This window comes from Campylobacter sp. MIT 12-5580, assembly GCF_005406235.1.
GTDB lineage: Bacteria > Campylobacterota > Campylobacteria > Campylobacterales > Campylobacteraceae > Campylobacter_D.
Map to the genome: position 1 here is coordinate 103,983 of NZ_NXLK01000001.1, position 12,597 is coordinate 116,579.

11 protein-coding genes and 1 pseudogene are annotated in these 12,597 nt (G+C 35.7%); 11 read left to right on the forward strand and 1 reads right to left on the reverse strand.

Going from position 1 to position 12,597, the window contains the following annotated elements; translation table 11 throughout:
• A complete protein-coding gene (locus CQA38_RS00510; protein WP_137632055.1) occupies positions 1–555 on the reverse strand; it encodes an ATP-binding protein in 555 nt (184 codons plus the stop codon).
• Between the two features lie 79 nt (positions 556–634).
• Between CQA38_RS00510 and CQA38_RS00515 the strand changes: the two genes are divergently transcribed.
• The 11 genes and pseudogenes from CQA38_RS00515 to CQA38_RS00560 all read left to right on the forward strand — a co-directional run bounded on the left by CQA38_RS00515 (position 635) and on the right by CQA38_RS00560 (position 12,579).
• Positions 635–1,063 (forward strand): hypothetical protein, encoded by a 429-nt coding sequence (locus tag CQA38_RS00515; RefSeq protein ID WP_137632056.1) that lies wholly within the window; start codon positions 635–637, stop codon positions 1,061–1,063.
• A 205-nt stretch (positions 1,064–1,268) separates the two neighbouring features.
• The gene (locus CQA38_RS00520; protein WP_137632057.1) at positions 1,269–2,048 is read left to right on the forward strand and encodes an ABC transporter permease; all 780 of its coding nucleotides are present in this window, start codon (positions 1,269–1,271) and stop codon (positions 2,046–2,048) included.
• Entirely contained in the window at positions 2,045–2,731 is a 687-nt protein-coding gene (locus CQA38_RS00525; protein WP_137632058.1) for an ABC transporter ATP-binding protein, read from the forward strand. Before CQA38_RS00520 ends, CQA38_RS00525 begins: the two co-directional genes overlap by 4 nt.
• Positions 2,732–2,807: 76 nt before the next feature.
• Positions 2,808–3,926 carry a capsule biosynthesis protein gene (locus CQA38_RS00530; protein ID WP_137632293.1) on the forward strand — a complete coding sequence of 373 codons (1,119 nt, stop codon included), beginning with the start codon at positions 2,808–2,810 and terminating at the stop codon, positions 3,924–3,926.
• Complete coding sequence (locus tag CQA38_RS00535) at positions 3,926–5,599, forward strand: polysaccharide biosynthesis/export family protein (protein ID WP_137632059.1); 1,674 nt, start codon at positions 3,926–3,928, stop codon at positions 5,597–5,599. Before CQA38_RS00530 ends, CQA38_RS00535 begins: the two co-directional genes overlap by 1 nt.
• A 12-nt stretch (positions 5,600–5,611) precedes the next feature.
• Positions 5,612–6,562: a KpsF/GutQ family sugar-phosphate isomerase gene (locus CQA38_RS00540; RefSeq protein ID WP_137632060.1), complete on the forward strand. Its 951-nt coding sequence runs from the start codon at positions 5,612–5,614 to the stop codon at positions 6,560–6,562.
• A 192-nt stretch (positions 6,563–6,754) separates the two neighbouring features.
• Complete coding sequence (locus CQA38_RS00545) at positions 6,755–8,149, forward strand: mannose-1-phosphate guanylyltransferase/mannose-6-phosphate isomerase (protein ID WP_137632061.1); 1,395 nt, start codon at positions 6,755–6,757, stop codon at positions 8,147–8,149.
• A gap of 28 nt (positions 8,150–8,177) precedes the next feature.
• A complete protein-coding gene (gene gmd, locus CQA38_RS00550; protein ID WP_137632062.1) occupies positions 8,178–9,314 on the forward strand; it encodes a GDP-mannose 4,6-dehydratase in 1,137 nt (378 codons plus the stop codon).
• Positions 9,315–9,320: 6 nt separating this feature from the next.
• A pseudogene (locus tag CQA38_RS09285) lies at positions 9,321–10,238 on the forward strand (GDP-L-fucose synthase); the annotation flags it as partial.
• A gap of 12 nt (positions 10,239–10,250) precedes the next feature.
• Positions 10,251–11,519: a DegT/DnrJ/EryC1/StrS family aminotransferase gene (locus CQA38_RS09290; RefSeq protein WP_212741803.1), complete on the forward strand. Its 1,269-nt coding sequence runs from the start codon at positions 10,251–10,253 to the stop codon at positions 11,517–11,519.
• Positions 11,512–12,579 (forward strand): GDP-L-fucose synthase, encoded by a 1,068-nt coding sequence (locus CQA38_RS00560; RefSeq protein WP_137632064.1) that lies wholly within the window; start codon positions 11,512–11,514, stop codon positions 12,577–12,579. Before CQA38_RS09290 ends, CQA38_RS00560 begins: the two co-directional genes overlap by 8 nt.
• Positions 12,580–12,597: the final 18 nt, after the last annotated feature.

Below are 12,597 nucleotides of genomic sequence, written 5' to 3' on the forward strand. Positions count from 1 at the left end.
CTAAGCGAGTAGATTTATAGCATTTTCATCTTTATTTTGAAGTTCTTGTTGCTGTTCTTTAAGCTTTTCTTGAATTTTTTCTAAAATTTCTTCGATGAGTTTTTTGCTATCTTCAAGCATATTGGTATTTTCTTGTGGCAAGCTGCTTTGGTGTTCTTTGATGAGAGAATTAAATTTATCAACCAAAGAACTCATTGTTGCATTTGCGGTATTTTCATCACTTGGAGTTGGTAAGAGATTGGCGATTTTCATTGCATTTTGAATGAAATCTTTTGGTTTTAAGTCCCCAACCTTTGAGCTTTCTAAAAAGTCGCTGATGAGCGGTTCTATCTCTTTCATTGCATTTTGAATTTCATCTAAATCTTGCTGAGTAAGCTGTGAGCCTTGATAGCTAAAGCTAAAGCCGTATTCTCGGCGTAAATTTAAGTTTTGTTTATCACCTTCTTGAGTGTAGCTTACGCTTTGGTTGTCAAACATTGTCATAGAAAGGTTTTTACCACTACTTGTGGTGTATGAAAAGGCCAAATTTTGGTTTTTGCTTGCATCAACTTGCATTTTTTATCCTTGATTTTAAGTTATGCTTTTATATCGGCAGTATTTTAATTTTTTTTAACTTTTTTGGTTATAATTTTTTATGCACGAAACAATCAAGCACTTTATCCATAAAATGAGGCTTTTAAGCCTTGCAAGTATCGATGATATGACTTTTAATATAAAAATTTCAAGTCAAACTCCTTTAAGCGTGTATGTAGCCAATGCTTTTTATGCCTTTGATGAAGAGAGTTTAAGCCTTATTATCGCTTCTGATTGTAATTCAAAGCATGTAAAATTAAGCTTAAAGTATCCAAATATAGCCGTAAATATCGCCAAAGACAGCAAAATCGCTCTTTTAAAAGGAGTGCAAATCAAAGCTATTTTTGAAAAAGCAAGTGAGGCGCAAAAAAAGATTTATCTAAAACGTTTTATTTTCGCAAGGTTTGCAAAGACTGATTTTTACGCTCTAAAGATAGTATGGGCGAAATTTACGGATAATCAGCTGAGCGAAAAAATTTATTTTCCATAAAGTCTTTGTTTTTTTACCTTAATTTTTCTATATTTTTGGAGCGGTTTTAATCATCTTTTTGCGTTTAAAGTTAGGTGTTAAAGCATTTTAAAATATAAAAAACTTTAGGAATTTGAGTTTGATTAAATCTTTTTGGTTACAATCTAAAAATTTAATTTTCAAAGTTAAGGATAGCATTTGGGGTATTTAAAAGGCGAAAAACACAATGTTTAATGTCATTTACGCACTTTTTTTTAGAGAGCTAAAAACACGCTTTGGTAAAAATAGACGCTTAGGTTATATCTGGGTAGTTGGCGAGCCTATGACTCAAATTTTTGTGATTTTAAGCGTAGTAACTTTGATCCGCGAGCAAACACATATGGTTGTTCCTGATGGTATATCGATCTTTATGTTTTTAGCAAGTGGAATTATCCCCTTTTTTATGTTTCGAAATATACTCACTCAAATGATGAGTGGCATTATGTCAAATTTGGGGCTTTTTGCGTATAAGCCGGTTAAGCCTATTCATGTATTTATCGCAAGGACTTTGGTTGAATCGTGCGTGTATTTTTTTATCTTTGTGATTTTAATGGTTCTTGTGGGCTGGTTTAGCTCGATCAATGTCCTGCCATATCACTTTTTAGAAGTGTATTTGTGCTTTTTGTTTTTAGTCTTTTCTGGTTTTTGTTTAGGGCTTTGTATGAGTATATTAAATCACCTTATTGATGTGTTAAAGTCTGTTTTGCCTTATGTTGGCATAGTTCTTTATATCGCTTCAGCTGTGGTTTATCCAAGCTGGATCGTGCCTGAGGCTTTGTTTGAAGTTTTACTTTATAATCCATATTTGCATATTATGGAGACTTTAAGAATGAATTATTTTGAAAACTACCCTGCACGAGAAGGTATAACTTTGCTATATCCTTTGGTTGTTAATGTGGTGCTATTACTTGTGGGGCTTTGGTTTTATTATCATAAAAGACAAGAACTTTCAGCGAGTAAAGTATGATAAAGCTTGATCGTATCACGAAATTTTACCCTTTAACAAATGGTGGCAAACACTATGTTTTTAGGGATTTTACCTTTGAATTTCCAGATGGCTGTTCTATTGGTTTGATGGGTAAAAATGGGGCTGGAAAATCAACTTTGATGAATATGCTTAGCGGGGCTGAAGTGCCAAATAAAGGCAAAATTCTCACTAATGTGCGAATTTCTTGGCCTCTTGGGCTTGGTGGGGGCTTTCAAAGTTCATTAACAGCAAGAGAAAATATAGCTTTTGTGGCACGAGTTTATGGCTGTAGAGGCAAAAAATTACGCGAGAAGATCGAGTTTGTGCAAGACTTTGCTGAGATTGGTAAATTTTTTGATGAGCCGATGAGTACTTATTCAAGTGGTATGCGTTCGCGCATAGGTTTTGGTTTGAGTATGGCTTTTGACTTTGATTATTATTTGATCGATGAGGCTGGTGCTGTGGGCGATCCAGCATTTGCGAAAAAAAGTCGCAAGTTATATGAAGAAAAGCTTTCAAGCTCAAAAGTGATTATGGTTTCTCATAATATTGCTGAGATTAAGCAGTGGTGTGATAAGATTATCTTGCTTCATGATGGTATTGTTGATGTGTATGATGATGTTGATGAGGGCATAGCTGTGTATCAAGGCGAGATTAAGGGTATAACGCATGAAAAAAAATAATATCATCGCTCGTATCAAAAACAAAGAAGTGCTTGCTAAATTGAAGCAATTTAATTCAGCAAAAACCTTTAGAACCATTCAAGAAAATTCTTTCTCACAAAAGCTTAAAAGCTTTCTTTTGCTTGATACTTATAAAGTCGTGCTTGTTTTGATGGCTTTTATTTTGGGGTATTATTATTTTATCGCAGCTAATCGTTATGTGAGCGAAAGTGTGATAAGCGTGCGTTCTACAAATTCTGATTCAAGCTCAGCTTCTTTAAGTGGCTTAACAACTTTACTTGGTGCAAGCGGGGCAACTTCAAATGAAGATATTACTTATCTTAAGACTTATATTTTGTCTTTGGATATGCTTCAAATTTTAGATCAAAAGATAGGTATTCGCAAATTTTATGAAGCTCAAAAGCTCGATCCTTTCTTTTCTCTTAGTTCCTCAGCCGATCAAGAAAGTTTTTTGAAATTTTATCAAGCTCGGGTAAAAATCACGGATAATAACGGCTTACTCGTCTTACAAGTTGAGGGTTTTACTCCAGAACAAGCCCATCTTATCGCTCAAAGCATACTTGATGAAAGCGAGCGTTTTGTGAATGAGGTTTCACACAAAGGTGCAAGAGAGCAGCTTGCTTTTGCTGAAGAAGAGTTGATAAAATACAAGATTAAATATCAACAAAGTGCTGATGCACTCACAGCTTTTCAAAACGAACATGGTGTGTTTGATCCTTTAAAAGAAGCTGAATCAAGAGCAAGCTTTATCGCCCAAATGGAAGGCAATATCGCTGAAAAAGAAGCCAAACTTTTAGCCATGCAAAGCTATATCAACGAAAATGCTCCCCAGTTAAGCACCTTAAAAGCTGAGATTAGCGCGTTAAAACAACAGCTTGAGATTGAAAAATCACGCATTGCTTCAAGTTCAAACGCATCAAAGCTCAATGATTTAGCTGCTGATTTTCAAAAACTTACTATTGAAGCTGGTTTTGCTGAAAGTGCCTATACAGCGGCTTTAAAAGCATTTGAAACAACAAGGATAGAAGCTATACGAAAGATCAAACAACTTGTCATCATTCAAAATCCCACCACTCCACAAAGTGCGATGTATCCTAAAAAGCTGTATAATATCATCACGATTTTTGTGATCTTAAGCCTTGTTTTTGGGGTAGCAAAGCTTATAAAAACGATTATAGAGGAGCATAAATACTAATGAAAAAGATTATAATAAGCCTCATTTTTCCACTATTAGTCTTGGCTGTTGATATATCACAAATTGCTGGAACGACAAGCACAAGCGTTTTAGCAAATGATTTAAACACTAGCTCAAATACCACTTTTGAAAACAATGTCTCAGCACAATCAAATTTCATTCAAGCTCCAGTCATTCAAGTCTTTGGCTCGCATTTATTTGGTGGAAATTTCAGCAAAAATACCCAGCATGTGTATAATCCAGACTATAAAATCGCTGTTGGCGATCAAATTAGCCTTAAAATTTGGGGTGCGGTTGAGTTTGAACGCAATTTAGTTGTGGATTCTCAAGGTAATATTTTCGTGCCTCAAGTTGGAGCGATTAAGGTTTTGGGCGTAAGAAATGCTGATTTGCTCAAAGTTATTCAAGCTAGCGTAAGTAAAATTTATAAAAATAATGTCTTTGTGTATGCAGATATGAATGCTTATCAAAGCGTGAGCGTTTTTGTAACAGGAAATGTCAATGCGCCCGGACTTTATCAAGGGCTCAGTTCAGACTCGATAATCCAATACCTTGATAAAGCAAATGGCATAAATTTAGACTATGGAAGTTTTCGAAATATACGCATTTTAAGAGATGATAAACTTGTGGAAGAGCTTGATTTGTATGATTTTTTGCTTAAGGGCAAGATGAGCTTATTTGCTTTTAGGACGGGCGATGTCGTGTTTGTAGATAGCGTGCAAAAATACGCTTTTGCAAGCGGAGATGTGCAAAAACCCTTTCGCTTTGAGCTTAAAAATGATATACTTACCCTGCAAGATTTAGCCATAGCTGCTGGAGCAAAGCCTATCGTTACAAATGCTATCGTTAAAAGCTACGCAGCCAATCATGCTTTAGAAGTAAAATCCTATACAAAAAAAGACTTTGCAAATGTAAAGTTAAATACTGCCGATGTGGTGGAATTTCGTCCTGATTATACCGCTCAAAGCGTGAGTGTGAGGATAGAAGGCGAACATAACGGACTTCATTCTGTGGTAGTAAGAAAAGGCACTACGCTTGAAGAAGTAGTTCGAAGTATCATCACAAACGCCCAATCAGATATTAACTCCGTGCAAGTGTTTCGAAAAAGCGTTGCGCTGACACAAAAAAAGCTCATAGAAGCCCAACTTAAAGAGCTTGAAACACTAGCCTTAACAGCTCCTGCGGTTAATGCTGATATAGCAGCTGTGCGTGCAACCCAAGCAAAAACTATACTTGAGTTTATCCAAAGAGCAAAACAAGTAGAGCCAAAAGGACAAATCATCATCGATGATGCAAGAGCTTATAAAAGTATAGTCCTTGAAGAAGATGATCTCATCGTCGTTCCAAGCAAAAATAATCTTGTTTTAGTTCAAGGTGAAGTTGCTTTGCCCGGAGCTTTTGTGTATATGAATAATGAAAAAATGCGTTATTACATACAACTTGCCGGTGATTTTAGTCAAAGGGCTGATAAATCAAGAGTTCTTGTCATACGCTCAAGCGGTAAGGCTGAAAAATACACCGCAAGCTTTTTTGGCTCAGGCACGAGCATAAAGCCCGGAGATAGCATACTTGTCCTACCAAAAGTTGATAGTCAAAATCTTCAAGTTGTCAGTATGCTTACTCAAATTTTATATCAAATCGCCATTGCGACTAATGTTGTGCTGAATTTATGATGAGGAAAAATGATGGAAAATGCTATCTTAAATATCGCTAAAGAAGTCTTTGAGATCGAAGCTAAAACCCTACAAGATTTGGCTTTAAGGCTTGATGAGAAATTTGTAAAAGCTATAGAATTAATCCTAACAATCAAAGGGCGTTGTGTTATCAGTGGTATGGGTAAATCAGGGCATATAGGAGCAAAAATCGCCGCAACCCTAGCAAGCACCGGCACACCAAGCTTTTTTATGCACCCAGCCGAAGCTTTGCATGGCGATCTTGGAATGCTTACAAGTGAAGATTTGCTTTTAGCGATCTCAAATTCAGGCGAAACAGAAGAGATTTTAAAGCTTATACCAGCAGTGAAAAGACGTCAAATTCCACTCATTGCAATGTGTGGCGTGGCTAAATCAACCTTAGCCAAGCAAGCTGATATTTTTTTAGATATTTATGTCAAAAAAGAAGCATGTCCTTTGCAACTTGCCCCTATGAGTAGCACTACAGCCACGCTTGCTATGGGCGATGCAATCGCTGCTGCTTTGATGAAAGAGAGGAAATTCAAACCAGATGATTTTGCCTTGTTTCATCCGGGCGGAAGTTTGGGGCGAAAATTACTCACAAAAGTAGGGGATTTGATGGTGAAAAAACTCCCTATAGTCAGCCCAGAAACGAATTTTAATGAACTTGTTGATGTAATGACAAGTGGAAAATTAGGACTTTGCATAGTTTTAGAAGATGAAAAGCTCGTAGGTATCATCACAGATGGGGACTTAAGAAGGGCTTTAAAGGCAAATGATAAGCCAAGATTTGATTTTTTAGCTAAAGAAATTATGAGTAAAAACCCAAAAACAATAGATGCAAATGCTATGGCAACAGAAGCTGAAGAGCTCATGATAAAGCACAAAATCAAAGAAATCCCAGTATCAAAAAAAGGCAAAATCGTAGGCATCATCCAGCTTTACGATATAGGCAGGGTGTGAGAACGAAAATAATAACAAACTAAAAATCAAGATCAAAACAATATTTTTGTAAATAAAATGAAAATACAGGCATTTTCTACAAATAAAAAAATAATGGTCTAATGATTGGAGTTTGATATTTGCTTTAAAATACTAAAATTTTTACATTTTTTAAGTATAATACAATTTCTTAACAAAAAATAAAGATTTTTAATGACAAATATACTTTTATGCGGTGGTAGTGGCACTAGGCTTTGGCCTCTTTCAAGAGAGCTTATGCCTAAGCAGTTTTTGAGGCTTTTTGATGAGAATTCTTTATTTGAGCTTTGCCTTCAAAGAAATGCCTCTTTTTGCTCTCAAAGCCTTATTGTTTCAAATGAACAGCAGTATTTTTTAGCTCTTGATCAATGTGAAAATTTGCAAAATCAAGGCAAGATTTTACAAGATAGCTTTTCTTTTTTGCTTGAGCCCTTAGCTAAAAATACAGCTGCAGCGATCACCTTAGCCACCTTAGCTTTAGATAAAGATGAGTTGTGTCTGGTTAGCCCAAGCGATCATTTGATAAAAGACTTAAAAGCCTATGAAAAAGTGCTTACTAGAGCTTGTGAATTAGCACAACACAATTTTTTAGTTACCTTTGGTATCAAGCCAAATTATGCTGAAACAGGTTATGGTTATATAGAAGCAAAGGGCGAAGAAGTGCTTGCCTTTCATGAAAAGCCTGATTTAAATACTGCTCAAGCTTATCTTACAAAGGGAAATTTTTTCTGGAATAGTGGTATGTTTGTCTTTAAGGCTGGTTTCTTCTTAGAACAGATGAGTGAATTTGCCCCTGATATACTTAAGGCTTGTAAAAAAGCTTATGAAAACGCTTATGAAGAAAAAGCCTTGCTTAGGATTAAAAGAGAGTATATGTTAAACATACCTGAGCTAAGCATTGATTATGCTTTGATGGAAAAATCAAATAAAGTCAAAATGGTTCAAAGCGATATACAATGGAGTGATGTAGGCAGTTTTGATGCGCTTTATGATGAGTTTGACAAAGATGAGCATAACAATGCTATAAAGGCTCAAACTCTTATGCTTGAAAGTAAAAACAATCTCATATTTTGTTCAAATTCAAAAAAGCTCATTGCCACTACAAATTTAGAAAATCTCATCATCATAGACACAGAAGATGCCTTAATGATCTGCCCTAAAAGCAAGTCCCAAAATGTTAAAAATTTAGTTTCTAAGCTCAAAGATCAAGGAGAGATTTGTAAAATTCATCTTACAGCACATCGCCCTTGGGGAACTTATACTGTGCTTGAAGATGAAAAGGGCTATAAACTTAAACGCATAGAGGTAAAACCGGGTAAAAGGCTTTCTTTGCAAAAGCATTTTCACCGCAATGAGCATTGGATAGTCGTAAGTGGCACAGCAAGCGTTGAGATAGAAGGCACATTAAGCCTTGTGCGTCCAAATGAAAGCATATATATCAAAATGGGACAAAAGCACAGGCTAAGCAATGAAGGTAAAATTCCAGTCATCTTGATCGAAGCTCAAGTAGGAGAATACACAGGAGAAGATGATATAGTGCGAATTGATGATGATTTTAAACGCCAATGAGTGCAGTATTAAATAAAGGAGAATATAAATGAAAAAAGCCTTAATCACAGGTGTTACAGGACAAGATGGGGCGTATTTGAGTGAGTTTTTACTCTCAAAAGGCTATGAAGTGCACGGCATAAAACGTCGTAGCTCACTTTTTAACACCGATAGGATAGATCATCTTTTTGAAGATCAGCACAATAAAAGCAATAATTTTTACCTACATTATGGGGATATGACTGATAGTATGAATCTTACTCGCATTATAGCTGAGATAAAACCAGATGAAATTTATAATCTTGCTGCTATGAGCCATGTGCATGTGAGCTTTGATACCCCAGAATACACAGCAAATGCTGATGGCATAGGTACCTTACGCATACTTGATGCGGTGCGATTTTTAGGACTTGTTGATAAAACACGCATTTATCAAGCTTCAACTTCTGAGCTTTATGGACTAGTTCAAGGTGTGCCTCAAAGTGAGAAAACACCTTTTTATCCTCGCTCTCCTTATGCTTGTGCTAAACTTTATGCGTATTGGATTAGCGTAAATTATAGAGAAGCGTATGGGGTGTTTGCAAGCAATGGAATTTTGTTTAACCATGAAAGTCCTATAAGGGGTGAAACCTTTGTTACAAGAAAGATTACAAGAGCTGCAGCAAAAATAGCCTTAAATTTACAAGATAAACTCTATCTTGGCAATCTCTCAGCCAAAAGAGACTGGGGGCATGCAAAAGACTATGTAAAGGCTATGTGGCTTATCTTGCAGCATGAAAAGGCTGATGATTTTGTTATCGCTACAGGAGAAACTACTGAGGTAAGGGATTTTGTGCGTTTAGCCTTTGCTTATCTTGGTTTAAAACTTGAGTTTAAGGGCAAGGGCGTTGATGAAGTGGGCTTTATCGCTAGTATAGATGAAGATAGGGCTAAGGCTTTGGGGCTTGATTATACACATTTGAGTTTAAATCAAGAATTAGTTTGTGTGGATAAGAGGTATTTTCGCCCAAGTGAGGTGGATTTGCTTTTAGGTGATCCACGCAAGGCTCAAACCGAGCTTGGCTGGAGCAGGGAGTATGATTTACAAGATTTGGTAAATGATATGATGAGTAGTGATTTAAAGCTTATGAGTAAAGATATGTATCTTAAAGAAGGTGGATACAAGATTATGCGGTATTTTGAGTAAGAAGCAATGAAAAATAAAAAAACCTTGCTCATCACCGGTGCAAGTGGTATGGTGGGACAAAATATCATCACTCATACAAAAGCAAAGCTTTATAATATACTTGCTCCAAGCAGTAAAGAACTTGATCTTTTATCTCAAGAAAGTATTAATGCTTTCTTGCAAGAACATAGCATTGATTGTGTTATTCATTGTGCAGGACTTGTTGGGGGCATCATGGCAAATATCAAAAATCCAAGCTCTTTTTTAAGTCAAAATGCTTATATGGGCTTGAATTTAATCAACGGCGCTCATCAAAAAGGTATTAAAAATTTACTCAATTTAGCAAGTTCTTGTATGTATCCAAGAAATGCTGGCAATCCTCTTAAAGAAGAGTTAATCTTAAGTGGCGAGCTAGAACCTACAAATGAGGGCTATGCTCTAGCAAAAATTCTTTGTGTAAGGCTTTGTGAGTATATCAGCCAAGATACAAATTTTTTATATAAAAGCCTTATCCCTTGTAACTTATATGGCAAATTTGATAAATTTGACAGCCTTAATGCTCATCTTATCCCAGCCATTATCGCTAAAGTTCATCTAGCTAAGATTAAAGGCTTAAAAGAGCTTGAAATTTGGGGCGATGGTAGTGCTAGACGTGAGTTTATGTATGCTGAGGATTTGGCAGATTTTGTTTTTGAGGCTCTTGAACGTTTTGAGGAGTTACCACAGAATTTAAATGTGGGCATAGGAAAAGACTATACTATAAATGAGTATTATGAAGCAGTAGCAAAGGTGCTTGGTTTTAAGGGTAAATTTAAGCATGATTTAAGTAAGCCAAGCGGAATGAAACAAAAACTCATCGATAATACCCGCTTAAAAGCCTTTGATTTTGAACCTAAAACCTCACTTGAAGAAGGCATAGCAAAAACTTATGAGTATTATTTAAAAGGAGAAAAACAAATGCAAGGATATGCTCTTGCTAGCTCAACTTGGGATGAAAAAGAGCTTGAGGCTATACAAGAAGTCATTGATAGTGATATTTTTACTATGGGTAAAAAAGTGGCTAAATTTGAAAAAGATTTTGCTAAATTCGTTGGCTCAAAATATGCTGTGATGACAAGCTCAGGCTCAACAGCAAACTTAATCGCCACTGCGGCTTTATTTTACACCAAAACACCAAAACTTAAAAGAGGCGATGAGGTTATAGTGCCAGCTGTTTCTTGGAGCACGACTTATTATCCGCTTTATCAATACGGACTTAAACTTAAATTTGTAGATATTGATTTATATACGCTAAATTATGATCTTTTGGCTTTAAAAGAGGCAATTAATGATAAAACAAAGATGATAATGTGTGTGAATTTACTGGGTAATGCAAATGATTTTGATGCGATTAAGGCTATGATTGAGGGCAAAGATATTATCTTGCTTGAGGATAATTGCGAGTCTATGGGTGCTGAGTATAAGGGTAAGCAGGCTGGAACTTTTGGCATTATGGGGACTTTTTCTACTTTTTATTCTCATCATATGGCGACTATGGAGGGTGGTTTTGTAGTAAGTGATGATGAAGAACTTTACCATATCTTGCTTTCTTTAAGAGCACATGGCTGGACAAGGAATTTGCCAAAGCATAATTTAGTAAGCGGAACAAAAAGTGATGATTATTTTGAAGAAGCCTTTAAATTTGTTTTGCCCGGATATAATGTGCGTCCAGTTGAAATGAGTGGAGCCATAGGCATACAACAGCTTAAAAAGCTACCTTTGTTTTTAAAAAATCGCCGTGAAAATGCAAGTTATTTTGTAGAGCTTTTTAAAGATGATAAGGATTTTATCATCCAGCAAGAAATAGGCTTAAGTTCTTGGTTTGGCTTTTCTTTCATCATCAAGCCTCAAAGTAAGATCACAAGAGAAGAAGTGATTAAAGCCTTTAAAGAGGCAAATATAGAAGTGCGTCCTATAGTAACAGGGGATTTTACCCAAAATGAGGTGATAAAATACTTTGATTATGAGCTTTTTGGTGAGCTTAAAAATGCCAAGCTTTTACATACAAATGGCTTTTTTGTAGGCAATCATCAAGTCAATATCAAAGCTCAAATCGATTTGCTTTATAAAACTTTAAACAAGCTTACTCATAGAGGGGGGGGGGCATTAAGATATAAACTTCTAAGTCCTTTAAAAGACAGCCCTATAAACAACCTTTCTTTCAAGAAAGGATTGTTCTATGCGTAAAGAAAGTAAAATTTTTATCGCTGGGCATAAAGGGCTTGTGGGTTCAGCCTTGCTTAGAGCTTTACAGGCTCAAGGCTTTGTTAATTTAATCACTAAAACACATGCTGAGCTTAATTTGTGCGATCAAAAAGCAGTGGCTGAGTTTTTTGAAAAAACAAAGCCTGAGTATGTCTTTTTAGCTGCAGCAAAAGTTGGTGGTATAGAAGCCAATAACACTTTTAGAGCTGATTTTATCTATGAAAATTTACAAATTCAAAACAATGTCATTCATCAAGCATATAAAAATAAAGTCAAAAAACTACTCTTTTTAGGTTCAACTTGCATTTATCCTAAAAATGCCCCTCAGCCAATTAGCGAAGAAAGCCTTCTTAGTTCAGAACTTGAATACACAAACGAACCTTATGCTATAGCTAAAATAGCCGGACTTAAACTATGTGAAAGCTATAATCTCCAATACGGCACAAATTTCTTAAGCGTTATGCCTACGAATTTATATGGTATAAATGATAATTTTGATTTAAAAAGCTCTCATGTTTTACCGGCTTTATTAAGAAAAATCTATCTTGCGAAATTGCTTGATGAGGGCAAAAATGAGCTTGTATTAAATAATCTTAAAATAAAGAGTATTGATGAAGCTAGAGCGTATCTGGCTAACTTTGGAGTGAGTGAAAAAAGTGTTGAAATTTGGGGTAGTGGCAAGCCAAGAAGGGAATTTTTATATGTTGATGATATGGCCGAGGCTTGTATTTTCATCATGCAAAATATTGATTTTAAAGACTTATCAAACAAAAACTCAAAGGAAATCAAAAATACACACCTAAACATAGGCGCAGGAAAAGACATCAGTATAAAAGAACTCGCAGAACTTATACAAAACATAATTGGCTTTAAAGGCAAACTCATTTTTAATACTTTAAAGCCAGATGGCACGATGAGAAAGCTTAGTGATGTATCAAAGCTAAAGAATTTGGGCTGGGGTGCCACAACAAAGTTAGAGCAAGGCATTAAAAATATATATGAATGGTATAAACTAGCTCATGGGGGGGGGCGTTTGATTTAAAAGCTTCTCAGTCTTTAC